Origin of the sequence: Pedobacter sp. ok626 (assembly GCF_900100435.1) — a bacterium.
Lineage (GTDB): Bacteria > Bacteroidota > Bacteroidia > Sphingobacteriales > Sphingobacteriaceae > Pedobacter.
Genome location: NZ_FNEX01000012.1, coordinates 41,174 through 67,741 on the forward strand (window position 1 = coordinate 41,174; position 26,568 = coordinate 67,741).

18 protein-coding genes are annotated in these 26,568 nt (G+C 40.2%); 4 read left to right on the plus strand and 14 right to left on the minus strand.

Going from position 1 to position 26,568, the window contains the following annotated elements; all coding sequences use genetic code 11:
* Positions 1-50 precede the first annotated feature (50 nt).
* From BLS35_RS16625 to BLS35_RS16650, 6 genes are all read right to left on the minus strand, one after another.
* A complete protein-coding gene (locus BLS35_RS16625) occupies positions 51-1,400 on the minus strand; it encodes a hypothetical protein (RefSeq protein WP_132226010.1) in 1,350 nt (449 codons plus the stop codon).
* A gap of 28 nt (positions 1,401-1,428) precedes the next feature.
* Positions 1,429-1,701 (minus strand): hypothetical protein, encoded by a 273-nt coding sequence (locus tag BLS35_RS16630; protein ID WP_090783107.1) that lies wholly within the window; start codon positions 1,699-1,701, stop codon positions 1,429-1,431.
* A 414-nt stretch (positions 1,702-2,115) separates the two neighbouring features.
* On the minus strand, positions 2,116-5,151 hold the full coding sequence (gene infB / locus BLS35_RS16635; RefSeq protein WP_090783109.1) for a translation initiation factor IF-2: 3,036 nt from the start codon (positions 5,149-5,151) through the stop codon (positions 2,116-2,118).
* Positions 5,152-5,267: 116 nt separating this feature from the next.
* A complete protein-coding gene (nusA, locus tag BLS35_RS16640) occupies positions 5,268-6,503 on the minus strand; it encodes a transcription termination factor NusA (RefSeq protein WP_090783111.1) in 1,236 nt (411 codons plus the stop codon).
* 2 nt (positions 6,504-6,505) lie between these two features.
* Positions 6,506-6,970: a ribosome assembly cofactor RimP gene (gene rimP / locus BLS35_RS16645; protein WP_090783113.1), complete on the minus strand. Its 465-nt coding sequence runs from the start codon at positions 6,968-6,970 to the stop codon at positions 6,506-6,508.
* 130 nt (positions 6,971-7,100) lie between these two features.
* Complete coding sequence (locus tag BLS35_RS16650) at positions 7,101-7,538, minus strand: hypothetical protein (protein ID WP_090783115.1); 438 nt, start codon at positions 7,536-7,538, stop codon at positions 7,101-7,103.
* A gap of 18 nt (positions 7,539-7,556) precedes the next feature.
* On the opposite strand from BLS35_RS16650, the gene BLS35_RS16655 reads away from it, so the two are divergent.
* Complete coding sequence (locus tag BLS35_RS16655) at positions 7,557-7,907, plus strand: phage holin family protein (RefSeq protein ID WP_090783116.1); 351 nt, start codon at positions 7,557-7,559, stop codon at positions 7,905-7,907.
* A 94-nt stretch (positions 7,908-8,001) separates the two neighbouring features.
* Here BLS35_RS16655 and cphA read toward each other — a convergent pair whose 3' ends face one another.
* Positions 8,002-10,617: a cyanophycin synthetase gene (gene cphA, locus BLS35_RS16660; protein ID WP_090783118.1), complete on the minus strand. Its 2,616-nt coding sequence runs from the start codon at positions 10,615-10,617 to the stop codon at positions 8,002-8,004.
* Positions 10,618-10,890: 273 nt separating this feature from the next.
* Between cphA and BLS35_RS16665 the strand changes: the two genes are divergently transcribed.
* Both BLS35_RS16665 and BLS35_RS16670 read left to right on the plus strand, forming a co-directional pair.
* Positions 10,891-11,766 carry a cyanophycinase gene (locus BLS35_RS16665; protein ID WP_090783120.1) on the plus strand — a complete coding sequence of 292 codons (876 nt, stop codon included), beginning with the start codon at positions 10,891-10,893 and terminating at the stop codon, positions 11,764-11,766.
* A gap of 6 nt (positions 11,767-11,772) precedes the next feature.
* Positions 11,773-12,615, plus strand: coding sequence for an isoaspartyl peptidase/L-asparaginase (locus tag BLS35_RS16670; protein WP_090783122.1), 843 nt, complete (start codon positions 11,773-11,775; stop codon positions 12,613-12,615).
* A 181-nt stretch (positions 12,616-12,796) separates the two neighbouring features.
* Here the strand turns inward: BLS35_RS16670 and BLS35_RS16675 are convergent, their stop codons facing one another.
* The 4 genes from BLS35_RS16675 to BLS35_RS16690 form a co-directional block, all read right to left on the minus strand.
* On the minus strand, positions 12,797-15,115 hold the full coding sequence (locus BLS35_RS16675; protein WP_090783124.1) for a Tex family protein: 2,319 nt from the start codon (positions 15,113-15,115) through the stop codon (positions 12,797-12,799).
* A gap of 153 nt (positions 15,116-15,268) precedes the next feature.
* A complete protein-coding gene (locus BLS35_RS16680; protein ID WP_090783126.1) occupies positions 15,269-16,255 on the minus strand; it encodes a pyruvate dehydrogenase complex E1 component subunit beta in 987 nt (328 codons plus the stop codon).
* 109 nt (positions 16,256-16,364) lie between these two features.
* Entirely contained in the window at positions 16,365-19,280 is a 2,916-nt protein-coding gene (locus BLS35_RS16685) for a PD-(D/E)XK nuclease family protein (RefSeq protein ID WP_254778941.1), read from the minus strand.
* A 1-nt stretch (position 19,281) separates the two neighbouring features.
* On the minus strand, positions 19,282-22,509 hold the full coding sequence (locus BLS35_RS16690; RefSeq protein ID WP_090783128.1) for a UvrD-helicase domain-containing protein: 3,228 nt from the start codon (positions 22,507-22,509) through the stop codon (positions 19,282-19,284).
* A gap of 127 nt (positions 22,510-22,636) precedes the next feature.
* On the opposite strand from BLS35_RS16690, the gene BLS35_RS16695 reads away from it, so the two are divergent.
* Complete coding sequence (locus BLS35_RS16695; protein WP_090783130.1) at positions 22,637-23,146, plus strand: thioredoxin family protein; 510 nt, start codon at positions 22,637-22,639, stop codon at positions 23,144-23,146.
* An 11-nt stretch (positions 23,147-23,157) separates the two neighbouring features.
* Here BLS35_RS16695 and BLS35_RS16700 read toward each other — a convergent pair whose 3' ends face one another.
* Genes BLS35_RS16700 through BLS35_RS16710 form a run of 3 tightly spaced genes read right to left on the minus strand, consistent with a single transcriptional unit; the run spans position 23,158 to position 26,308 of the window.
* Complete coding sequence (locus tag BLS35_RS16700; protein WP_090783132.1) at positions 23,158-23,934, minus strand: tRNA threonylcarbamoyladenosine dehydratase; 777 nt, start codon at positions 23,932-23,934, stop codon at positions 23,158-23,160.
* Between the two features lies 1 nt (position 23,935).
* Positions 23,936-24,592 carry a TatD family hydrolase gene (locus BLS35_RS16705; RefSeq protein WP_090783134.1) on the minus strand — a complete coding sequence of 219 codons (657 nt, stop codon included), beginning with the start codon at positions 24,590-24,592 and terminating at the stop codon, positions 23,936-23,938.
* Positions 24,593-24,601: 9 nt separating this feature from the next.
* On the minus strand, positions 24,602-26,308 hold the full coding sequence (locus BLS35_RS16710; protein WP_090783136.1) for a glycoside hydrolase family 3 protein: 1,707 nt from the start codon (positions 26,306-26,308) through the stop codon (positions 24,602-24,604).
* Positions 26,309-26,568: the final 260 nt, after the last annotated feature.

Here is a 26,568-nt window from a genome sequence, read left to right on the forward strand (position 1 = left end):
TTATAGAATCCCTACATCTAAGACCATTCTAAAGATTTTAAATACAAGCATTAATTTACAGGGTAAGCATAAAATGCGACTCCATCAACTGGTTTCCAATAATTCGCATCTAATATCCCCCCATCCGGACTGTAATAATGATCTTTTTCATCTTTACTAGTATGACTATAAATTGGTATCGTACCAGGAAATTGTGAAGGATATGCATAAAATGCCACCCCTTCACTTGCCCACCAACTATAGTCACTAATTCCTCCCATGGTATACAAGTGATCCTTTCCTTTAGAACTAAAAAATACATTTACTGGCAACGTTCCTAGAAGCTGTGTATTAGGCACACGAAACGAAGCTCCTAAATAATTCCAATAATTCCAATCATCTACTACATTTGTAGATAAATAATGATGACCGCCGCTTTTAGCAGCAAAAGAATTAACGGCAACCAAATGAGATACATCGCTATTCTGAAGAATATAAAACGTTATACCGTCAAATCTATAATTAGGAAAAATATCTGGATACTTTGAATATCGATGATAGCCCCCCAACGATGCGGAATAATTTACATAGACAGGAAAAGCATTAGTTATCTGACTTGCATAGACATAACAAACAATTCCGATATATATATATGCAGGAGGGCCAGATTGACTAATGCTATAATAAACATTCCCATTTGTAGGATGACCATACTTATATAAAGGCACTGTTTCTGGCGTAGCGGATGTAAAAACATATCCTAAAATACCGTTATAAGTATATCCCGGAAAACTTGAGTAGTATACAGTTGTAAACCGTCTTTTAAGACCAGATACATACTCATATAAAGGAACAGAACCAACTTCCGGCGCTGTAAATGCAGGCGGAACACCTATTACCGGTTCTCCGGCCCCTGGCTCTGGATCTGGTCCAGGAGTAGTCGTTCCTGATATAAAATCATATGCTACGACTGATCCACTTAGTGAATATGCTTCAATACGCCAGCCACTTTCAGGGACATTAGGTTTGTGAGTCTCGTAAAGAATATAAATCTTAGCTCCTGTTGGCAATTTTGAATGATCAACATCAGCAGTCAACAATTTATATAAGGTTGAAGAATACATTCCAAAATCGCCATTTTTAAACAGGTATGCACCATTAAAAAACTTATAGGCATTTCCCTCTTTGTAACCTAAACCGACCTTCATATCAACAGGATACCAATTACTATTTCCACCATCGACTGAACTTCTAGACATATCAACATTATACTTAACACTTGTTGTCGTCCCGTTACTAAGTTTGATCTTTTGTCCAACCAAATGTTCGTTAGCAATAATCACATCATCAATATTACCATAATTTCCTTGACTCGGCTCTTGGCCCTTTGACTGGATACAAAAAGAGAGAAATAAGGTCAATGACAAGAGAGTTTTTAAATATCTCATTTTATTTGGCTTGTGAGTTTAAATAGAATCGCGTTAATTTCTCAAGACTTACCTGATCTACGCCACGTAATGAAAACTGCTGGGTTTTTTCATCGTATTTTAAATCATCTACCTCGACATTGATCCTATTCGCAAAATACTTTCTTAACGTAAGGATATCAACGTTCGGTGTTTCATCAATCTTTTCCACTACTATCTCTTGCTGTTTACAGCCTGTGAAAGCTGCTGATGCTAAAAAGGCAACTAGCACCACTGGTTTTAAAAATTTTAACATAATTAGATATAATTAATTGCCTACTCTTTTTAAGATTTTCGGCTTCCTCTGAAATTTCACCACGCGCAGAACCAGCACACCAAATAAATGGATAAGTTCATTTCAAGTAAGAATACTATAAGTCTTTATGAATAGAGCGCCGTAGATGATACGCTTTAAAGAAAAGAATTGAGAGCATAATTATTTGATTTTGCGTTTCCCTAAAAGTATTAATAATATTATTAGTAACGCACTGCTTTACGTCAATAGCCGTTTACCTTACGCCAATGAAGCACCCCATTACGTCAATAAAATCCCACTATGAATCCCTCGAATTATAAAATAAATTTTTGAGGCAGGGCAAAAATTTATTGTAAACAAAAAAAGCGCATTGAAGTTAACCTCCAATGCGCTTTCTTAATATATTTTAAAAGTTTACAACTTCCTTTTTACTTCAACTTGTTCGTAAGCCTCTACAATATCGCCTACCTCAATGTTATTGAAGTTCTGGATGTTCAATCCACACTCGTAACCTCTTGATACTTCTTTCACGTCATCTTTATAACGTTTCAATGAAGCCAATTCACCAGTGTAAACTACTACACCATCTCTAACGATACGGATCTTGCTGTTACGTGTAATCGTACCATCTAATACCATACAGCCGGCAATAGTACCAACCTTAGTGATTTTAAAGGTATCTCTGATCTCAACGTTAGCTGTAATCTTCTCTTCGAACTCAGGAGCCAACATACCTTCCATCGCAGCTTTGATCTCATTGATCGCATCATAGATGATAGAGTATAAACGGATATCTATCTGTTCAGCTTCGGCCAGTTTACGTGCACCTGTTGAAGGACGCACCTGGAAACCAATGATGATCGCATCAGAAGCAGAAGCTAACAATACATCAGACTCCGAAATCTGCCCTACCGCTTTACCAATGATATTGATTTGAATCTCTGGCGTAGACAGTTTCAATAATGAATCTGATAACGCCTCAATAGAACCATCCACATCACCTTTAACGATCAAGTTAAGCTCTTTAAAGTTACCGATAGCCAAACGACGACCGATTTCATCCAATGTAATGTGTTTCTGAGTACGAAGCCCTTGCTCACGCATCAATTGTAAACGTTTGTTTGCAATCTCTCTAGCCTCAACTTCACTTTCCAGTGCATTGAATTTATCACCTGCAGTAGGTGCACCTTGCATACCCAATACCTGTACTGGTACCGATGGGCCTGCTTTATCTACTTTTTGACCACGTTCGTTAAATAACGCTTTAACTTTTCCACTATAGCTACCTGCAAGGATAGGATCTCCTACCTTTAAAGTACCAGCTTGTACCAGAACCGTAGTTACAATACCACGCCCTTTATCAAGCGTAGCTTCAATTACACTACCAGTAGCACGTTTGTTAGGATTAGCTTTAAGGTCTAATAACTCAGCCTCTAATAAAACCTTCTCTAATAATAAGTCTACATTTTGACCGCTCTTACCAGAAATCTCCTGCGATTGGAAGTTACCTCCCCAATCCTCAACCAGAATATTCATAGCTGATAATTGTTCACGGATTTTTTCAGTATTTGCACCTGGTTTATCAATTTTTGTGAAAGCAAACACCAATGGTACGCCTGCAGCCTGTGCGTGGTTAATAGCCTCTTTTGTTTGAGGCATTACTGCATCATCCGCCGCAACAACGATAATTGCAATATCCGCAACCTTGGCACCACGAGCACGCATCGCCGTAAAGGCCTCGTGACCCGGTGTATCCAAGAATGTCACTTGCTTACCTGTTGCCGTAGTTACCATATAAGCTCCAATGTGCTGGGTAATACCACCGGCCTCACCTGCTACCACATTTGCTTTACGGATATAATCCAGCAACGATGTCTTACCATGATCCACGTGTCCCATAATGGTCACAACTGGTGCTCTTGGCAATAAATCATCTTCGTTATCTTCCTCTTCAATAACGATGTCACTTTCATCATCCGGTTTAACGAATTGTATTTCGTAACCAAACTCATCAGCAACAATGGTCAAAGTCTCAGCATCCAAACGTTGGTTGATAGATACAAACATACCTAAACTCATACAAGTCGCGATAATTTTTGTAACCGGCTCATCCATCATCGTAGCCAATTCATTTGCCGTTACAAACTCCGTAACCTTAAGTACACGTGATTGTAACTCTTGCTCCATTGCAGCCTCATCAGCTGACAAAGCAACATCATCACGTTTCTGACGACGAAGTTTTGCACGTTGAGCAAACTTGCCAGATTTACCAGCTCCACTTAAACGAGCAAGTGTTGCTTTAATCTGATCTTGTATTTCTTTTTCCGTAGGTTCCTCTTTAGGTCCGCCAGAAGGTGATCCTGGTTTGCTGTTCCTAAAATTAGGCCTGTTGGCTGTATTGTTAGTATTGTTTCTAAAATCAGGTCTGTTCGCAAAAGTTGGAGCAGGCTTAGGAGCACCCGGCTGTCCGCCTTGTACTTGTTGACCGCTTTGGTTTTGACCACCACCACCATGCTGTTGTCCTTGACCAGGTTGGCCAGGATGTCCACCAGGAGTTTTCTTGCGTTTACGTTTTCTTTTCGCATCAGCACTTTCTCCCGAAGAAGCTACTGGCTGTGATTTACGATCAGGCGTTACCGGCAAGGTAATCTTTCCAATGATATTAGGTCCCGAAAGTTTTACCGAACGTGCTTTAATCACTTCAGTTTCTTCAGGCTTTTCAATTTTTGGCGGTTCAGGAGTTACTTTTGGTGCAACTACTGGCTCAGGAGCTTTAACCACTGGTGCCTCAACAACCGGTTTTGGTTGCTCTTCGGCTTTAGGTGTTTCCACAGGCTTAACAGGTTCAGGTTTTATTTCCGCAACAGGCTGTTCAACCGGCTTCTCTACTTCCTTAACCGGCTCAGGTGCTTTTTCAACTGGAGCCGCCGGTGCTACTGGTGCCACAGGCGTTTCGGCCTTAGGCTCCGGTGCTGGAGCTTCCTCTTTCTTAACAGGGCGTGTTTTAGCATTTAAATCATCAAGATTGATCTTTCCTACTATTTTCACACCAGGCAAAGAACCTTCTTCAGCTTTCTCTTCTACTTTTTCAGCAGCAGGAGCTTCTTCCCTAGGTTTCTCAACCGGAGGAGTATAAGCATTCAGGTTTTTAATTAAAATCCCCTCGTTCTCAAATTCAACATTTTTCTTAGGTGCTTCAGCAACTTTCTCGGTTACTTCCGGCTCATCACGACGAATTTTACCAATAACAATTTGATTGGCTTCTTCTTTTACGATCTTATCGCCCTGAAACTCTTTCAACAATGCATTGTACATGTCGCGGGAGAGCTTAGTAGTGGGTTTATTCTCAACAGAAAAGCCTTTCTTTTCTAAAAACTCAACGGCCGTAGCTATACCTACGTTAAGTTCCTTAACTGCTTTAAATAAAATTATTGGTTTGTCGTCTGACATTGATATCCTATTTTTTCTTTAATTCTTATACAAAAGTAACGTTTATTCTTGTTTATTTCATGTGTAGGCAATTAGTTTTTAATTACTACATTATTTTGTAAACACCATAGCCAACGTTATTCAAACTCTGATTTTAAAATACTCATGACTTCTTTGATGGTCTCTTCTTCTAAATCGGTACGTTTTACCAACTCATCAACAGACAAAGCTAATACACTCTTAGCTGTATCACAGCCAACAGATTTCAACTCATCAATGATCCAGCTATCGATTTCGTCCGAGAACTCTTCGATATCCACATCCTCATCTTCTTCACCTGCTTCACGGTACACATCAATTTCGTAACCAGTTAATTTACCAGCTAGTTTAATGTTATGTCCACCACGGCCAATTGCCAACGAAACTTGATCAGGCTTCAAATAAACTGAAGCATGTTTAGTTTCATCATCTAATTTAATAGAGGTGATTTTTGCCGGGCTCAATGCCCTGGTTATATATAGTGAGATATTGTTTGTAAAGTTAATTACGTCAATATTCTCGTTTTTAAGCTCTCTAACGATACCGTGGATACGTGAACCTTTCATACCAACACAAGCTCCAACCGGATCAATTCTGTCATCGTAAGATTCAACAGCAACCTTGGCACGCTCTCCTGGTTCACGAACAATTTTCTTAATGGTAATCAAACCATCAAAAATCTCAGGAACCTCAATTTCGAACAAACGTTGTAAAAACTCAGGTGCAATTCTCGAGATAATGATTTTTGGTGTAGCATTTACCATGTCAACCTTCAAAATCACCGCGCGAACAGAATCTCCTTTTTTGAAGTAATCCGCTGGGATTTGCTCCGTTTTAGGCATCATCAATTCATTACCCTCATCATCAAGCACCAAAGTTTCTTTTTTCCAAACCTGGTAAACTTCACCGGTAACAATCTCCCCAACTCTGTCTTTATATTTTTTAAAGATCTCGTCTTTTTCTAATTCCAATACTTTAGAAACTAGTGTCTGACGAGCAGCTAAAATCGCTCTACGACCAAAACTTTCCAATGTAATCTGCTCAATGTAGTCGTCGCCAACTTCCATATCCGGATCCAATTGTTTTACCTCTGCCAATTCAATTTCTAAATCATCGTCCTCAGAAAAGCCATCTTCCATTACTTTTCTGGTGCGCCAGATCTCCAAATCTCCATTGTCCGGATTAACAATTACATCGCAATTCTCATCCGTACCATATTTTTTACGCAACATACTGCGAAATACCTCTTCCAGCACACTAATCACTGTAGGACGGTCGATGTTCTTGAAGTCTTTAAACTCTTGAAATGAATCGATTAAATTAATATTGCTCATTTTTATTTAAATGAAATTAAAACCTTTGTTTCTGTTATATCATTAAAGTCTATGCTGGTTTCTACCAACTGGACTTTCTTACCTTTTTCTTTAACCTTTGCTTCTATGGTTATGCTGTTTTCATCAGCATTCAACAACTTCCCTTCTTTCACCTCACCACCAGTCAGCTTTACACTTAGCTCACGTCCAATATTTTTAACATATTGTCTTTTAAGCCTTAACGGTTCACCAACTCCTGGTGAAGATACTTCCAGATTATATGCCTTTTCAATTGTATTTTCCTCCTCCAAATGAAAACCCACATGCCTGCTAATGGCTGCACAATCCTGGATACTAATCCCCTCATCGCCATCAACGTGTATAATAAGCTTATTATTTGGCAGCATCCTAACCTCAACTAAAAACAACTCCGGCCTATCCGAAATCTTCTCTTCAACTAATTCTGTTACTCTTTTTTCTACTTGCATAACCAATTTGCCAATAATAGAAAAGAGGGGACTTCTGCCCCCTCTTACCTCTATTACAGCGCAAATGTAAGAAATATTTTTATAAATTAAAAATGCTATAACACAATGAGTTCTAATATTTGAAATGTTCCTATCTGGTTAGTAATTGCTGCTGAGCTCTTACCCCAGGCTTCAAGTCGTTTTTCAACATTTCTTTTACACTTCCAAACCGAGCATTCAAATGAGTCATAACTAAATAATCTCTTCCTTTTACGAAAGGCATTTTAGGAATAAAAACAAGATTAGTATCAGTAACTACAACCCTACCCTCGATTGGGAGCTCTTTTAGTGTAGAATCCTGATCGGATGGCGTTTGCAGAACAGAGACCAAACCATTAAGTGTCGAATCTGTCCCAGAGGACTCATTTTGCAATTGCAACAACCCGGCGCGATCGATATTGTCAAATGCAATAGCCGAACTATCTGCAGAAAAATCTATTAAAAGTGGCTTGTTATTTGCTGATGAACAGGCAAACAAAAAAAAAGCAAAGAAAAAAACACCGAACTGCTTAACAAAACTTTTAACCATACCGCTAAATTAAACATTATGAGATTTATTGTAGAATTATTATTGACCGGACTTGCTGTATTTATTGGAGCACGCTATTTGGTCCCTGGCGTTACAGTAGACAGCTTCGGGTCAGCTGTCATCGCAGCTCTTTTAATTGCACTCGCCAATGCCACAATTGGATTTATTCTACGGGTACTCACTTTTCCCGTTAATTTTTTAACGCTTGGATTGGTTTCCTTTATCATCTCCGTATTAATGATTTTATTAGTTTCCAATGTAATGTCAGGATTTCATACCTCAGGATTTTGGGCAGCCGCATTTTTAGCCATTGTTGTCGCAATTATCAAGGCACTATTCGGGTCGATCGCTGGAACTGAAAAGGATTGACAATAAGCTACACAATTTCAAATAATAAGAGGGCCCTCAATTCAACTGAGTATCCTCTTATTATTTGGATTCACATTAAAACTCCAAAGTCCGATTAAACGCCCAACTCCTTATCCAGATATTCAGATACTTTATCCACCGCATTATCAATTGTACCACTCAAGATTGTAATGAATGACCCTGATTTAGTAGTAGCCATCAGATATTTCAAACAATCATCTCCACTGTTATTAATCACAACTTCCATATCAGGCTTCACCTCAGCAATTCCTTCTAGCAATAAATCGATCAAATCCTGAGGAACACGTCCACGCAGATATTTTTCCTGACAAATGATAATTTTATCAAACATTTGAGCAGAGATGCGTCCTGTTTCTCTGATGTCTTCATCTCTTCTATCCCCAGTAGCAGAAATTACACCGATATGGTCCGTAGCCTCAATAGATTTCAGATAGTTTTTTATGCCGTTGTAACCATTTGCATTATGCGCAAAATCAACCAAAACCTTAAACTCTTTAAAGTTAAAAATATTCATCCGCCCTGGCGTTTGAGCCGCAGAAGGGATAAAGGTTTCTAGCGACATGCGGATATCTTCAATTTTATACCCCCATAAAAAAGTAGCCAGTGTAGCAGCCAATACATTTTGGATCATAAAATCCACGCTTCCACCAAAGGTTAAAGGAATATGTGTTACCTTTTCTACCCTGATCTTCCAGTCGCCCTTTTTAACCGTAATATAACCGTTCTCGTAAACCGCCGCTATGCCACCTTTCTTACTATGTTCTACAATAACAGGGTTATTTTCGTCCATGCTAAAATAAGCCACATTACAATCGGCATTGCCCGCAATTTTAACACAGTATTTGTTATCTGCGTTTAATACTCCCCAACCACCTCTCTTAACCGAGCCAATAATCACAGCTTTTACCTTGGTCAGATCATCCAATGTGTGAATGTCCGAAATCCCAAGATGATCTTCCTGTATATTGGTCACTATACCAATATCACATTGATTGAAGCCTAAACCAGCCCTTAAAATACCTCCACGAGCAGTTTCCAGTACAGCAATTTCAACCGTAGGATCTCTTAAAATAAACTCAGCGCTAATCGGCCCAGTTGTATCCCCCTTCATCAGCATCGTATTCTGCACATAAATACCATCAGAAGTTGTGAAACCAACTCTGGTACCATTACTTTTCAAAATATGCGCAATAAGTCGGGTTGTCGTTGTTTTTCCATTGGTACCAGTAACCGCCACAATAGGAATCCTGGCTGATTTACCTGGCGGATAAAGCATATCAATTACCGGAGCCGCAACATTTCTAGGTAAACCTTCGCTTGGAGCCAGGTGCATCCTAAAACCAGGTGCAGCATTAACCTCTAATACAACCCCACCATTTTCAGGTAAAGGCTGAGTAAGGTTCTCGGCCATGATGTCAATTCCGCAAATATCCAAGCCAATAACCCTGGAAATACGTTCACAAATAAATATATTTTGAGGATGCACCAAATCGGTTACATCTATGGATGTCCCACCTGTACTTAAGTTGGCCGTAGATTTTAGGTAAACAATTTCACCTTTCGGCGGAACAGTCTCTAAAGTATAACCTTTCTTTTCCAGCAAATCGAGCGTATCGCGATCAACACCAATCTCCGTTAAAACATTCTCATGCCCGTACCCCCTTCTAGGGTCTTCATTTTCTTTATCTATCAGCTCTTGCATTGTTCCTTGTCCATTACCAGTTACATGAGCCGGAACACGCAAGGCAGCAGCAACCATTTTATGGTCGATAACCAAAACTCTGAAATCATATCCAGTTATGAAACGCTCAATAATAATTTTACGCGAATAGATTTTAGCGTATTCAAAAGCCGCAGCAGCGGCTTCATCCGTCAGCACATTGATAGAAGCACCCTTACCATGATTTCCATCCAGCGGCTTAAACACCAACGGATAACCAAGCTTTTTAATAGCATCAGGTAAATCCGCGACATCTGAAATGGTTACCCCCTTGGCCACAGGAATAGCAGAATCCTGCAAAATCCTCTTGGTTTCATCTTTATTACAAGCAATATCAACAGCAATACTATTGGTCCTTTCTGTCATCGTCGCTCTAAAACGAACCTGATTCTTACCATAACCCAACTGGACAAGAGAACTTTTATTTAACCTTATCCAGGGAATATCTCTTGAAATAGCCTCATCCACAATTGAACCGGTACTTGGGCCAAAACGCTCTATTTCCCTTAATTCCCGCATTCGCTGGATATCTGCCTCCAGATCATACTCCTGATCATTAATCAATGCTTCTGCAATTCTAACCGAAGCTTCGGCAGCATACAAGCCAGCCTTCTCCTCGATATAGCTAAACACAACATTGTATATACCTTCTGTTTTAGTCTGTCTTGTTCTTCCAAAACCCGTATCCATTCCTGCCAAAGTTTGGATTTCCAGCGCAATATGTTCAATCACATGCCCCATCCAGGTGCCTTCTTCAATACGAACTAGAAAACCACCAGGCGCACCCTTGGAGCAACGGTGGGAATATAAGCTAGGCAGCAACTTTGCTATCCGTTCACCAAAACCTTCAATCACATTTGTAGGCCGCTGCTCCATCTCTTCCAAATCCAAACGCATCTGGATTAACTTCTTTCTTCTAATCGACCAAATATTCGGTCCACGGAGCACTTGTATGCCTAATATATTCATATTGAAATTGTTCTTTTATGTGTTGATTGTGACCATATTATAGGAATATCTTACAGTTATCTTGATACGGTCAAATGGAGACATTAAAGTTGGGTATATTTTTCTAATAAATTACTACGCCAATATCGATTCTTTACATCTATTTTTTACAAGGAAATAATCTGGAAAACCACTCAAAAAACCACAAATAAATCCCATTATTATTAATAAAAATGGCGGATTTTACACTATTGCGTATATATTTGGAATTATTGATAATATATTACAGGCAAAATGACTCCAAAAGGGAAATTAATAATTATAGGAGGAGCGATAAATACAGGGAGTTTCACAGAAACCATGTTTGGATTACCTCAGAATATGAACTTTTTTGAAAGGGGCATTTTAAAAAGAATCACAACTGAATCATCAAAGGATAAGGAATCGCGTTTTGAAATCATCACTACCGCATCATTAATACCCGAAAAAGTAGGCGAAGAGTACATCAAAGCATTTGCCCAACTTGAGGTTCATAATGTTGGGGTATTGAATATCGCCAATAGAGAGCATGCGAACGCAGCAGAAAATTGTGCTCGTGTAAAGGCAGCAGATGTGATTATCTTTACCGGCGGCGATCAACTCCGCTTATCTTCTATCTTTGGTGGCACTTCAATTCATCAAATTCTACTCGACAAATATCAAGACGAGACGATTGTCATTGCAGGCACATCTGCCGGAGCAGCAGCCAGCTCAAAAAACATGATCTACCAAGGCAGCAGCAAAGACGCCTTGTTAAAAGGAGAAGTAAAAATCACGGGTGGATTAGGCTTTATTGACGGCGTAATTGTAGATACTCATTTCGTTCAGAGAGGACGTATAGGCAGACTTTTATATGCAGCTGCCAGCAACCCTGGAATTCTGGGCATAGGCTTGGGAGAAGATACAGGTTTATACATTTCAAACGGCAATACCATGGAGGCCATTGGCTCAGGCATGGTAATCTTGGTCGATGGTAGAAATATCACCGACACCAACCTTACGGATGTAGAAATGGGGCAACCGGTATCCATCAGTAACTTGACCGTCCACACGATGTCTGCCGGCGATGTATACGACCTTAACTTACACAAACTCACTATACACCATCCAAAATCAGTTTCAATAGACTAACAGCAAATGAAAATTATTATTCATGGTGGCTTTTTCAGTGAGTCGGCAACCAATCAAGAGACCAAAAAAGCAAAACAGGATGCCTTGTCTAATATTACCCAACAGTCCTATAACTATCTAAAAACACATACAGCTTTAGAAACCGTCGTTTTTGCAACGGAATTATTGGAAGACAATGAACTTTTTAACGCCGGCCTGGGTTCGCAAATACAAAGTGATGGCAAGGTAAGGCTAAGCGCCTCTCTAATGGATGGGATAACCCAAAAGTTTAGCGGGGTAATTAATATTGAGAACGTACAACACCCAATAAAGGTATCACAAAAGCTACTGGCTTACGATGACCGTGTGTTAAGCGGAGATGGCGCCCTCACATTTGCCCGCAAAAACGGCTTCGACTTTTACAACCCCATAACTCCGCAGCGCCAGCAGGAATACGAAACCAAAAGAGAAGAATCCTTACGCAAAGGAACTGTTGGCTGCGTTGCTTTAGATCAATACGGCAACCTTGCCGCAGCGACCTCTACTGGAGGTAAAGGCTTTGAGATCCCATGTCGCGTTAGCGACTCCGCGACTGTAGCAGGCAACTTTGCCAACCAACATGCAGCCATTTCCTGCACAGGAGTTGGCGAAGACATTGTAAGCGCTGGCCTTGCCGCTAAGATTGTCACCCGCGTAACCGACGGTTTTACCCTTAAAGCTGCCTGTGATAAATCATTTCAGGAATTAGCTACCATTGATGGCTTTGCCGGTGTTATTGGCATTAGCGCAAGCGGCGAAGTATACCATACAGATTCTCACCCATACATGGTTTGGGCAGCTTTTGACGAAACACTAAAAGTCTTCGGATAAAATCGATCCCAAGAAAGATCAATCCCTACAAAAAACATTACAACACAAAAGGCAGGAGTTCAACCCCTGCCTTTTGTGTTGTAAGTAAGAAAATTACCTTCTCAGAAGAGGCCTTAGCGTTCTTGGAGCTTCTTCAGCGACAAGTAATGCAGCCTCTGAAGAGAACGGTTATTTTCTCCGATTACTTGAACATATTTTTCAAGGCCTCTAATTTCAATTGCAAATCCCCATCAGGTAGTGCCTTTTCTTTCTGCCCTGCCTTATGCTGAGGTTTAGCTGCTACTTTTTTATGCTGATCAGGCTTTGCGAAAGACCTTCCCGCAGGATTTTTAGATCTATCACCACCTTTATAATCTTGCTTAGCTTTAGCACCCACTTCTTTTTTCATAGAAAGGGAAATCCTTTTGCGCGCCACATCAACCTCAACCACGGTAACTTCTACCTTCTGATGCACTTTAACAACCTCATTGGCATTGCTGACAAACTTATCAGAAATCTGACTAGTATGCACTAAACCATCCTGATGTACACCTATATCTACAAATGCACCAAAATTGGTAATGTTAGTTACAATACCTGGTAATTTCATTCCTACTTTCAGATCTGCAATTTCATTCACCCCATCCGTGAAGCTAAACACTTCAAACTGCTCACGAGGATCTCTTCCCGGTTTAGCCAACTCGGCAAGAATATCATTTAAGGTGGGTAAGCCAATCTCTTCGCTTACATATTGCTGAAGCTTAATCTGCTTTTGCAGATCAGTATCTTTGACTAATTGATTTACACTGCAATTTAAATCCCTTGCCATTTTATGAACCAAAGCATAACGCTCAGGGTGCACACCACTTGCATCTAAAACAGCTTCAGCATCTCTAATTCTTAAGAAACCAGCAGCCTGCTCAAATGCTTTATCACCCAAACGAGGCACTTTCCTTAAGCTCTCACGGTTTTTAAACGCACCATGCTCATTACGATAATTAACAATATTCTGCGCCAACTGAGGACCCAAACCAGAGACATAAGCCAATACCTGCTTCGAGGCTGTATTCAACTCAACACCTACCGCATTTACGCAGCTCATTACCGTATCATCAAGGGAAGCCTGTAATTTATTCTGGTCAACATCATGCTGATACTGTCCTACACCTATCGATTTAGGATCAATCTTGACCAGTTCAGCCAATGGATCCATTAACCTGCGACCAATAGAAACAGCACCCCTTACCGTAATATCCTGTGTTGGAAACTCTTCGCGCGCAACTTCTGATGCAGAATAAATAGAAGCTCCGTTTTCACTCACCATCACGACCATAACGCCCGGAATATTTAATCCCCGAACAAAAACCTCAGTTTCTCTACCAGCGGTACCATTACCAATAGCAACGGCTTCAATTTCATATTTAGCACAAAGCGCTGTAAGTATCTCTGCTGCCTTTTTAACATTTCCCTGCCCAGTGTGCGGATAAATGGTTGTATTTTCTAGTAATTTGCCTTGCTTATCCAGACACACCACCTTACATCCAGTCCGGAAACCAGGATCTATAGCTAGCACATTCTTCTGTCCCATTGGCGCAGCAAGCAACAACTGACGTGCGTTCTCAGCGAATACGCGGATAGCTTCTTCATCAGCCTTTTCTTTAGAAACACTTCTGATTTCAGTCTCCATTGCAGGACCAAGCAGACGTTTGTAACTATCCTGAACAGCCATTTTGACCTCAGCAGCACAAGCATTGTTACCTTTAACAAACTGTCGTTCCAGGATATCCAAGGCACCTTCTTCCGCCGGCATTGCGTCCAACTTCAGAATACCTTCATTTTCTCCCCGGCGAATAGCCAGAACCCGGTGGGATGGTGCCGTTTTAAGCGACTCTTCCCAGTTAAAATAATCCTTATACTTTATACCTTCTTCTTCTTTACCTTTGATTACAGTAGATTTAAAAGCTGCTTTTTGCTGGAAATAATGACGCATAGCAGTTCTCGCTTCTACGTTTTCATTTACCATCTCCGCAATGATATCCCTGGCTCCTGCCAATGCATCAGCTAAAGACGTTACACCCAACTCGTCATTTAAGAACTTACCAGCCTCAGTTTCCGGCGATACCTTCCCTTGCTCAAGTATCAATAATGCCAAAGGTTCTAATCCCTTTTTTCTAGCCTCAGAAGCTCTTGTTTTGCGTTTAGGCTTATAAGGCAGGTAAATATCCTCTATCGTTGCGATATCTGTCGCTGCATTGATCTGCGCTTCCAATTCCGGGCTAAGTTTGTCTAGTGCTACAAGTGCCTTTAAAATAGCCTCTCTGCGCTTGTCCAACTCCCTCAATTGCTGAAACCTGTCGCGAATACCAGCTACCTGTACCTCGTCCAAGCTTCCTGTCGCCTCTTTCCGATACCGTGAAATAAAAGGAACTGTTGCTCCCCCATCCAGTAATTCAATAGTAGCGATAACTTGTTTTTCCGTTACTGCTAATTCAGCAGCAATGATTTTAGAATGATTGCTCATTTATGTTTTGTTTGATCTCCCAACGTACAATTGCCGCCAAAAATAAACCTAACAATTGACATCCTAAAATAAATTATGGTTAACAAAAAAATCCTGCCGGAATTACCGACAGGATTCTATATCATAATGTGCTCAGAAGAGCAACCACGGGTTTTATTTATTCACGTACATTACTTCTTTAACAGCTTTTACCACTCTTTCTGCGTTAGGTAAACTAGCTGCAATAAGTGTAGGTGCGTAAGGCAATGGTACATCTGCACAAGTAATGCGTAAGATTGGAGCATCCAAATAATCAAAAGCATTCTTTTGAACATTAAATGCGATCTCAGAAGAAATTGAAGCCAATGGCCATGCTTCTTCTACAACCACTAAACGGTTGGTTTTCTTAACAGACTCAATAATTGTAGCATAATCAATAGGACGTACAGTACGTAAATCGATCACTTCAACACTAATTCCTTCTTTAGTCAATTCCTCAACCGCAGGGTTTACCACGCGAGTAAGCATTTTACCAAAAGTAACGATGGTTACATCAGTACCTTCTTTTACCACATTGGCTTTACCAATCGGCAGGTAATATTCTTCTTCAGGAACTTCACCTTTATCACCGTACATGACTTCCGATTCCATGAAAATAACTGGATCCGGATCAAGAATAGCTTGTTTAAGCAATCCTTTAGCTTCGTAAGGAGTTGAAGGAACTACAACTTTTAAACCCGGGCAGTTTGCATACCAGTTCTCAAAATTCTGAGAGTGCTGTGCACCTAACTGACCCGCGTTACCTGTTGGGCCACGGAATACGATTGGTACAGGAAACTGTCCACCACTCATAGACAACATTTTAGCTGCACCATTAATGATCTGATCTATAGCAACCAGAGAGAAGTTAAAAGTCATAAATTCTACAACCGGAGTTAATCCGTTCATTGCAGCACCTATAGCAATACCGGCAAAGCCTAACTCAGCAATCGGTGTATCAATCACACGTTTCTCGCCAAACTCATCAAGCATACCCTGACTAACTTTATAAGCGCCATTGTACTGCGCAACTTCCTCGCCCATAAGGAAAACGTTTTCATTTTTACGCATTTCTTCGCTTAAGGCTTCACGCAAAGCTTCTCTAAATTGAATCTCTCTCATTGTATATTCAAATATTAACTGGCACAAATATAAGTATTGTAATGCAATTATAAAGTAGTGTTTTAATTACACTTTAGAAGCCTCAAATCGGCTAAAATAATTTGGCATTTTACATTCCACACAGAGTTAAATATGGAGAAAATGCGAAACCAGCTTCATTCTCTGTTGGTACAAAGGGCTGACCTTCATCAAACAGCTCGGCAAGTTTACCTTCTAAGAAACCAATAAACTCCTCTTTTATGCTTTCCAACTTTGCTCCGTTTAGCTTTAGCTTCTCCTTGCCTTCAATAAAAAACGTACCTTCCTTACGCATGTTGCGAATACTGTACAGATTAGGCTCAACCTGCTCAAGCGCATTTGCCCTTTCAAAAACGTAGGTATAAAATAGCGTCTGGATTAGCGCCTTATTTTGTTTGTTGCTGTTGGTATCAAAAACATCTGCCAAATTGCTATACCGCAAAATATCGCTACCCGTTTTATAGTCTACGATCCGCGTAATCCCATTTTTACGATCTATACGATCAATAATTCCATGTAAAATGATGGTTTGCTCTACACCGTTAACTTTAAATTTAAAATCAACTTTATCCTTTTTCTCTAAGGCTAAAACCTCAAAAGGAGCTTCATTCTCATCATAATCTAAAATCAGATTGGCATATTCCTCAACAATAGCCAACACCACCTTCTGCATTCCGTTATGGCTTACCTGATGATTTTCATTTTCAAACATCACCTGCGCAAAAGCTTTTACAGCCAGATGAGGCACCTTTTTACGGTATTCAGTGATTCGCTCTTTGGTGATTAATTTGTCCTCAGCCATCAAATCTCCATAAAAAGTCTCCAACACATAGTGCAACATAGAACCAATATAATTGGCTTCCAGGTTCTCCGAAATCTCTTTTGGCTCCTCTATCCTGGCCACGTATTTATAAAAGAACTGTAAAGGACAATTCACATAAGATGTTAAAGCTGATGCAGATAATTGAGCTTCACCTGTAAGGTACTTATTCAACACTGCCATCACCTTTTCATCTTTATGGATGATAACCGGCTTTCTCTGCTCTGTAGAGATACTTTGCTTATGCTCCAGATAATTAAAAGTATAACCACTCTCGTACTCCAATTGTCTCAAAAATCGAGTTGGCTCCCCCGTATTGGTATCATCTGCCTGCGCATTATAAACCAAACTCACTTTACTAGAGCGCTGTAGCAAACGGTAAAACATATAGGCTGAAATGGCATCCTGATTTTCAAGAACAGGTAGACCATAAGCCCTACGGATGCTATCTGGAATAAAGCTCGGAGAAACACTCGTTTGAGGCAACAATCCTTCATTGACCCCTAAAATATATACCTGATCAAAATCGAGACTCCTACTTTCCAGCAATCCCATCACCTGAATACCTTGAAGTGGCTCTCCTGATAAAGGCACCGCGATCCCCTGCACCGCCTTTTGAATAAGCGATAAAATAAACGACAATTCCTTCGAACTGTTTAAACCTGGCAAATAGGTATTTAAGGCGTCGTATAGTCGATTAAGCTCTTTAATGGCCGCCACAAACAAATCGGCCTCTGTTTGGCGCAATGTTTTATTGGCCAACTGCTGCTCAAGAATATGCTTAAAAATGGCTTGCAAGGTATTTGTCGCTTCAGCACTATTTTCAACTTTGGTAAAAAACATCGCCAACAAGCCCTTCTGGGATTGCAACCTCGACAAAGGCACTTCTGCCAATTGCTCCGCCAACAGCTTTTGCTGAATTTTACTCCGCGTCAACTCACTAATTCCCGTAAGTGGGTGGGACAAAAAGGCCTCGACCTCCCTATGATAAACCGTATCTTTTTCTCCCTGGATCAATTGGGCTTGTACACTTAACCACAAATCGGCCAGGCCAAAAATAGAAGAAGCGACCAATGGGTAGCCCATTGTAACATTTATATTTATAGGATGCTTTTCTGTGCCATCATGATAATGCGTAGGAATGGTTTGCAATACGGGTAAAAGCAAACTTTCATCCGCAAGGATAAGCGCAATCTTACCGGCATTGTTTTCAGCTTTTAACTGCGGATAATCGGCCTGAAGTGCAGTACTCAATATTTTTGCCTGTGCAACCTGCCCTTGCGTCTTATAAACATTTACAGTTTTTGGGTTCGCTTTGATTAGGCTTTTACTTGCCCCCAAGGCATTCAGTAGGCCGTTTACCTCAAAGTTCTTTCTTAAAAATAGCCCTGCCTCCTGCAACGTATCCTTCATATAATAGGTATCCGTATCAAAGTAGAATAGGGTTTTTGCCTGATCCTGCCAACGCTTAAATACCACAGCCTCGGCCCTACTTAAGGCATTAAAGCCCACAAACACCAATTTAGAATAAGGATCTGTAAATTTGGGCAATCCTGCTTTCCCTTCAGCTAACTGTCGGTAAATATGCCCCATCGTGGTTAGTCCTTTCTCTTTCAACGCTTCATGATAGCCATGATACAAATCCGGCATTCGTCCCCACATTTTGATAAACTGCTCCTGCTGTTTTTTATGTTTCCCTTCAGAATAAGAACTCCAGAAACCCTTTAAAAATTCCTGTTGCTCTTCACTTAAATAATCAAACTGAGCATCTATCTCTGCAAAATCTTCCAGCTGTTCAAATAGCTTTCCGGCATTCACCAAATCATTATCTATCTGAGCAAAATCACTCAAAATAATCCTGGCGATGGGATAAAACTTAGCAGGCTCTATCTTGGTTTCGCCATTTAGCAATACCAGCTCATTGTATTTCTGATATAAAGTAAAAAACTGCGTAAAAGCATCCGCGACCTTCAGTTCAGAAGAAAGGGCAAAAAACTCCTGAATCGTAAAGAAAGAAGGGCTCCAGAAGGGCTTATTGATGATTTTTGCCAGATGGTCTTGTAAGTAGGCCACCGGGCGCTTATTGTTAAAAATGATGGCAGCGTGCTGCAAGTTGTCGCCAAGCTGCGTTACCAAATCCTCGGCTACCTCTCTTAAAAATGGTTTCATATTTAAATCCTTACTCATCTTAAACCAGTTTTAATTGTCCACTTAGCGCATAAAACAAATAGGTTTTCACGTTCGTATAGCCCATAGCCATCAACAAATCTTTATAATGACTAACCTGCTCAATATGCTTATCGCTTTCTTGCTGTGTAAATTTATAATCAACAATCGTTACCTCATTGCCATTTACCAAAACCTTATCAGGCCGATAACTTTTGCCTTTGGTATCTATAATACTGCGTTCATTTAAGCTCTGCTCACTTTTGCCCAATATTTCTTGTAAGCCTTCGTGCTGTAGAACGGCAATAGCCTGCGCTTTTAAGAACGGCAACTCTTCTTCCTTAAAAATACCTTCTAGCAATAAGGTCTGCAAAACAGAATCTACGGCTGCTACATCGCCAGCTTCAGCTAAGACCTCATGTAGAATAGTCCCTGTCCTACCAGCACTCTCCCCAGTTAACAAGTCTATTTCTCTTCGCTTTAAATTGGCATCAAATACCTGACTCAATCGATCAGAAACTGGGTAATGCTCCATTTCAATTTGTTGAATAGGACTGCTTTTTTCAGGTTGATCAGGCACGACCCCATCTATCAGGTAATTACCTTCTTCAGACAGTTGATCAGCAAAGACCTTACTGAGCAAATCACCGATATTGGTAATTGTGTCAGTCTTTTTACCCATGGTACTGATGTACAAATATTCTTTTGAGCGGGTTGTCGCTACATAAAGCATATTCAGGGCATCCATATTATTGTAAAGCAATTCCTCAAAATAAGGTTTCGCTACACTCGAACGACCAAGCTCCTTATTGTATTTTAAAGGGATGCTGTGCAAATGATGATAAGGAGTGTCCGATGCAGGAACCCAGAAGATGCCATTAGGTTTACCATTAATATCCCAATTGCAAAACGGTAACATTACAGCCCTAAAGGCCAAGCCTTTAGATTTATGAATAGTGATCACCTGTACAGCATCCGCATTATCTGGCGAAGGCAAAGTCTTCCTTGCCCCCTCTTCATCCCAAAAAGCCAAAAATGCGGCAATGCCACGCTCACCGTGCAAAGCAAAACTGCCCATTAAATCGCGTAGGGCAAACAGATAAGGTAAATTGGCAGCATGCTTAGGCTCATTCAAACCATAAGCTGCTATAATTTTTTCTAATAAAGCAGGCAATGGTTGCTGCATCCAGGTTTGCCAATGTGTACACAGATCACCGGGCAATAGATCGGCAAGTTCCGTCAGTTTTTTAAACTTTAGCGAGAAATAATGATGTGGTTCAACTTGCCTATCCTGTAAGTTGGCGTACAATTTTATACAGTTTGCTTTGTACAGGGCCGTATTTTCTGGCAATCCGCCGATTACCTGCAAAGTATTCATAATTAGTTTGACTGCGCTGTTATTGTTCAACAACAAGGCTTCTCCAGATATCACATCAATACCTTCATCCATCAGTGCCTCTACCGCAGCTACAGCTTCCGAATTAGAGCGTACCAACACGCAAATATCTTTCGGTTTATAATTTTTATCCTTAATGAGGATGTTCAGCTCTTCCATCATTTTAGACAGCGCCAAATCCCTAAAAGTAGTTTTAGTTAATGTATTGCCTTCAGGGTCTTCCTTTAGCACATTAAAATTAATGGTTCCTCCATTCAGTGTAAACGGGGTAGTTTTCTGACCTGCTTTGGTATAAACATCAGTCACAATATGATCAAAACCCTGTCCCTGCCACCAATTTAAAACCTCTGCCACATCCTGTTCGGCAATAGTCCCATTTAAATTGGCCTGCATCAGTTGCGGCAGCTGCTTAAATAGATAGTTATTGAACTCAATGATGTTTAATGTACTCCGATAGTTCTCTTCCAAACTGTCTTCCAGTACATTTTCTGCTTTAACATCCAACTTCGCTTGCTGGTGAAGAATATTCCAATCACCATTACGCCAACGGTAAATTGACTGTTTGGTATCGCCTACAATCAGGTGATCGATCAGTTTGCCGCTAGGCGATGCGATAGAGTTGGTCAATAACGATTTAAAACTACCCCATTGATTAGCTGAAGTATCCTGAAACTCATCAAATAAAAAATTACGGTATCTATTACCCATCTTTTCCCAAATGAAAGATGGATTATCATCAGCGTCATCGGTTATCCCTTTTAACAAGGTCTGAGCATCACTGATTAATAAATTGGGACTTTCATCCCTATAATCCTTCAATAAAACAGCCATTTCCTGCATCAAACGCAGATAATATAAATTCTTATTGAATGCCTGAGCCAGTAAATAACCAGCAAGGCCATCCTGATAAACATTTATCAGTTTTGATAAAATAGGATTTAACTCCGAGTAAGCAGCACTTTCCTCTCCTTTTTGAAACCATTCCTCAGGCTGATCTACCAACTTCGTAAGGCTACTTATTTTACTTAAATCTCCTGCGGCGATTTTCGGCAGATTGTTTAATGGTGACCGCGACTTTCCTTTTAAACTCGAAACTTCTATTCCTTCCACCTCAAAAATCTGTTGGGCTTGCTCGGCTAATTCCTTAATGGTACTTTCAAAGGTCTCCATTCCAAGACGGGTAACTTTGTTGTAGTCCTTAAAAAGTGCGTCTAAATCGGCCGACTCTCCCAGCTCCTTAATCGCATTTTCGAACGGCTGATAACGCTCTTTAAAAATCTCATTCGCCAGATCAATTAGCTCTCTTCGGTAATTCCAACTCAGATTGTTATTGATCCGATCTAAAGCAAGGTCAATGATCCACTGTAATAAAACAGGGTTTTTATCCAAAGCCTTATCCAATCGCTCTGCCAGTTCGTTCTTTACCTTATCGTAATTCATCTCCAGGCCATAACCCGCATCCAAACCTAACTCAAAGGCAAAACCCCGGATTACTTTCTGCACAAAACCATCTATCGTACTCACCGAGAACCGGCCGTAATCATGCAAAATCTTGCGGTATATCTTATCTGATTTCTGCTTTAAGCTAGCCCCATCCAGATCGGAATGTGCTTTTAAAACGATCTCCCTATAGTCGTTGATCTTTTTTGAAGGATCTCCCTCAGCAAAGCCTTTCAACACCTCCATAATCCGGCTTTTCATCTCTTCTGTAGCTTTATTTGTAAAAGTTACAGCTAGAATTTCGCGATACTTCGTTTCCCCCGATAACAACAGGGTTAAATAATGCGCTGTTAAACTGAAGGTTTTACCGGATCCGGCAGATGCTTGTAATATTTTTAGAGGCTGTTGAGGCATTAGGTAAAGCTATTAATATTTTATAACATCGGCAGACAAAATAATAGTTTGACTACAGACTCATCATGATAATTACATTACCATAGTTGAAGGATAAATACTTAAAATTGTATATAAATTTAAAAAGATGAAAAAACTAGCCTTAGTAATCCTCGCTTTCATAGCCGTATCTGGCACAGCATTCGCCCAGGAGAAAGAACCGGTTAAAAAGGAACCTGTGAAGATTTACAACCCTAAAGCCAATGCAAAGGCCGATATTGATGCCGCTGTTGCAAAAGCAAAAAAAGAAGGTAAACATGTGTTTATCCAGGTTGGCGGTAATTGGTGCAGCTGGTGTATTGCTTTTCACAAATTGGTTGATGCTACCCCAGAATTGAAGGATTATTTAAACAGCAACTACGAAACCGTATTGGTTAACTATAGCCAGGACAACAAAAACCCTGCAGTAATGGCAAGTTTAGGTTATCCAGGTCGCTTTGGTTTCCCTGTATTTGTAATTCTTGACGGAAATGGTAAGGTAATCCACATCCAGAACTCGGCTTACCTTGAAGAAGGAAAAGGTCACAGTGTTAAAAAAGTAATGGAGTTTTTAAAAGGATGGACCTTTGCAGCCGTTAAACCCGAAAACAACAAATAGAACCCTGTAAATCAGGGTTTCTTTTTCTTTTTTGCGATCCTTGGCGGTCTTTCGGCCATGGAGATCGGTTGACCTAACATATCCCTAATAGCTACTGAAGCGCAAACTCCGCCAAAGGCAGCAGGCAAATAAGACATGGTACCATAGGCAGAACGTTTGAAATTACTGCCATCCGTCATCAGCAGCGCATCCTTCGAAGTCTCTTCAGTAGAAAAAACAGCTTTGATCTGATTATAATTTTCATGCCTCTTTAAACGTTTTCTTACGTACTGGGCAAAAACACATTGGTAAGTTTCCGGAAGCCAGGTTACCCTTACCTGAGTAGGATCCATTCTACCCCCAGCACCCATTGAACTCACGATGGGAACATTCTTTTCCAAAGCTTTAGACAATAAGATAACCTTAGGGGTAAGACTGTCAATACAATCCATCACATAATCAAAATGATGCTCCATTAGTTCCCTGCATTTTTGAGGAGTTAAAAAATCTTGTATAACCTGTAATTTAAGATCCGGATTGATGGCCAATAAGCGTTCTTTCATGATCTCAGCTTTGCTCTGACCATGATTGGTAGATAAAGCTGGCAATTGACGGTTCCTATTGCTAGGATCAACAACATCTCCATCTACAATTGTCATTTCGCCTACACCCGAACGACATATAAACTCCGCAGCAAAAGAACCCACACCTCCTAATCCTACAACCAGTACATGTTTTTGTTGCAGAAGATCTATTCCTTCATTCCCAATCAGTAAAGCTGAGCGCGACAACCAATTTAAATCAGACATATTAAATAAGCATTATTTTTTTCCAGTTGGCAAAAATAAGTGCTTTCATCTCCTCTACAGTAGTATTTTTTAAATTTGCTGCAGCTTGATAAATTTCCTGTATGCTACAGTCGGCAGCATCGGTTTCCAAGAAGAACATATCTATATGTTTAAGCAAGTCAGCTGGTCCTGAATTGGCGTGCATTATCGCCTTACCAAAAGAAAGGTAAAACCCTTTTTCTAACAACTTCCGTCCCAATTCTTCATCTTTGTTAAACCCATGGATAATAAGAGGGACGCTGACTTTCATTTCCTTTTGCAGAGCCATCAATTCTTCAAAACACCTTACACAATGAAGAATTACTGGCTTATGGAGTTCATTGGCCAACTTGAGCTGTTTTCTCAAAATGATCAACTGATTTTCCAGGCTTTCCCCCTTCAATCTATCTAAACCACACTCACCGATCAGTTTAACCCGAGTCTCCTTTACAGCCTCAGCAAGCCTTGAATAATCCTCCTCCAGATGTTCTATTGTTGCAAACCAAGGATGCAATCCTAATGAAAGCTCTTGATCTTCTGGTAATGCAAACTGCATACCTCTGGTTAAGGAAAGACTAAGTATACGTCTAACCCCGTCTTCCTTTCCTTCCTGGTGTGTATGGAGGTCTAAAAATTGCACAATAATATATTAAAGTCCCTCGCCATATTTAAAGAAGCTATTTACAGTAACCGGAAGTTTTCCTGTGGCAATGACTTGATTTTTAATCACCGCAGCAGCTGCCTTTTGCATAAAATCTTCCTTTTGATAAGCTATAATCAAACCTTTACTTTGCTCCAATCCCGGTAATGCTGCCAGATTATAAGGGTTGGCAAACAAAGCAAATACTGCGTTACTTAACGCCATATCTTTAATAAACATCTTTAGATCAGCACTCAATACCATTCCATTACCAGGGCGCGTGCGCGTATCATGAATGCCAATAATGATTTGATCGAATGCTTTAAGGTCTCTTAACACCTTTGCAATTGCTGTGGCGTTTGCATTTTTATCCAAAGTATAAAAGATAGCATTCTTATAGTAAGCACCTAGTTCGCGCTGAAAGGTTGTAACCTCAGGTGTACCGATGCTGATAATTACCGTACGCTTCTCCGCATTCAATTGCTGAATATTTTCTTTTCCCCTTAGCATAGTCATAGATGCCTCTGCTAATTGTTGTAATAGCTCCAAACTTTCCGGACGGTTTACTTCTGCCACCACGTTATGCTCATCAATTGTCTTTTTAACATTTAACCCTGCCCAATATTTAGCGGTAAGAATCTTCTTAACACTTTCATCAATTTGCGCCATGCTAATCCTGTCTGCTCTAACCGCCTTACGCACCAGTTTTATCGCTCTAGCACTGTTCTCAGATAATTCTAAAATGTCGTTACCAGCAATAATACCCATCACATCAGCCTCACCATTTTTGAAATTTTTTACCACACCATTCATACCCATTGCATCAGAGATGACAATCCCTTTAAAGCCAAGCTCGTCTTTTAAAAGACCAGTTACTATCGGCTTAGACAGCGTAGATGGCATATTTGGTGCACTATCTAATGCTGGAATGTTCATGTGTGCGATCATAACACCAGCAGCACCATCCTTAATTAACTCTTTGAAAGGATAAAGCTCCAAACTATCTAAACGCGCTTTTGTAAATTTTAACTGTGGTAAATCGTAATGCGAATCCACATCTGTATCTCCATGACCAGGGAAATGTTTGATGCTAACCAGCAATCCTCCATCTTGCATACCTTTCATATAAGCAGCAGCCTTAGTCGCCACATTATATTTGTTCTCGCCAAAAGAGCGGAAGTTGATCACAGGATTTTTAGGGTTGTTATTTACATCCACATCAGGGGCCAGATTCATGTGCATTCCAATTCGTTCATAGTCCTTAGCGACTTCAATCCCCATTTTATATAGCAGATCTTTATTTTGAACCGCACCTAATGCCATTTGGTATGGATAGGAAATGGTGCTATCCAAACGCATTCCTAATCCCCATTCACCATCAGATGTTATTAATAGAGGCACTCTGGCCAGGGATTGGTATTGGTTGGTTAAAATGGCTTGTCTACCTGGACCTCCCTGAAAGAATACCAAACCACCAATGCGCTCCTTCTTAATCACCTTGCCTATTGAATCCTCATAAGCTTTACCAAAATTGGTATGTGCCCTTACAAAGAACATTTGCGCAATTTTTTGACGTTTACTTAACCGTTTAAATACAGAGTCGACCCATTCATTAGGTTCAGCCAGTGTTTGTAAGTAGGTTTTCTTTTGTGCTTGTGTACTAAAGAAGGTTGCTAATAAGAGTAAACTAACTATAAAAAAATGCTTGACATTCATTTGTATAACAATTGGTTAAACCTCAAAGTTAAGCAAAAGTTCCATTTTAATGGATTTGAGCAATTTTGAACAAGGAGTATATGAGGGCAATTCTGAAGTTCAGCCTGAATTGTATCAAATTTGATACAATTCGACACTCAAGAATTCTATCATCACCGTCAATAATCGAGTGGAATTAATCGGGCTAATCAACAGCTAGACATGCCTATTACAGCTATTTATGAGAAAAAAGATCCTACCTATTCAAAATTGGCACATTT

Excerpts from the sequence above, each read along its gene's own strand:
- BLS35_RS16630 (WP_090783107.1), bottom strand. The coding sequence starts at position 1,701 with ATGTTAAAATTTTTAAAACCAGTGGTGCTAGTTGCCTTTTTAGCATCA.
- infB (WP_090783109.1), bottom strand. The coding sequence starts at position 5,151 with ATGTCAGACGACAAACCAATAATTTTATTTAAAGCAGTTAAGGAACTT.
- nusA (WP_090783111.1), bottom strand. The coding sequence starts at position 6,503 with ATGAGCAATATTAATTTAATCGATTCATTTCAAGAGTTTAAAGACTTC.
- rimP (WP_090783113.1), bottom strand. The coding sequence starts at position 6,970 with ATGCAAGTAGAAAAAAGAGTAACAGAATTAGTTGAAGAGAAGATTTCG.
- BLS35_RS16650 (WP_090783115.1), bottom strand. The coding sequence starts at position 7,538 with ATGGTTAAAAGTTTTGTTAAGCAGTTCGGTGTTTTTTTCTTTGCTTTT.
- BLS35_RS16655 (WP_090783116.1), top strand. The coding sequence starts at position 7,557 with ATGAGATTTATTGTAGAATTATTATTGACCGGACTTGCTGTATTTATT.
- cphA (WP_090783118.1), bottom strand. The coding sequence starts at position 10,617 with ATGAATATATTAGGCATACAAGTGCTCCGTGGACCGAATATTTGGTCG.
- BLS35_RS16665 (WP_090783120.1), top strand. The coding sequence starts at position 10,891 with ATGACTCCAAAAGGGAAATTAATAATTATAGGAGGAGCGATAAATACA.
- BLS35_RS16670 (WP_090783122.1), top strand. The coding sequence starts at position 11,773 with ATGAAAATTATTATTCATGGTGGCTTTTTCAGTGAGTCGGCAACCAAT.
- BLS35_RS16675 (WP_090783124.1), bottom strand. The coding sequence starts at position 15,115 with ATGAGCAATCATTCTAAAATCATTGCTGCTGAATTAGCAGTAACGGAA.
- BLS35_RS16680 (WP_090783126.1), bottom strand. The coding sequence starts at position 16,255 with ATGAGAGAGATTCAATTTAGAGAAGCTTTGCGTGAAGCCTTAAGCGAA.
- BLS35_RS16685 (WP_254778941.1), bottom strand. The coding sequence starts at position 19,280 with ATGAGTAAGGATTTAAATATGAAACCATTTTTAAGAGAGGTAGCCGAG.
- BLS35_RS16690 (WP_090783128.1), bottom strand. The coding sequence starts at position 22,509 with ATGCCTCAACAGCCTCTAAAAATATTACAAGCATCTGCCGGATCCGGT.
- BLS35_RS16695 (WP_090783130.1), top strand. The coding sequence starts at position 22,637 with ATGAAAAAACTAGCCTTAGTAATCCTCGCTTTCATAGCCGTATCTGGC.
- BLS35_RS16700 (WP_090783132.1), bottom strand. The coding sequence starts at position 23,934 with ATGTCTGATTTAAATTGGTTGTCGCGCTCAGCTTTACTGATTGGGAAT.
- BLS35_RS16710 (WP_090783136.1), bottom strand. The coding sequence starts at position 26,308 with ATGAATGTCAAGCATTTTTTTATAGTTAGTTTACTCTTATTAGCAACC.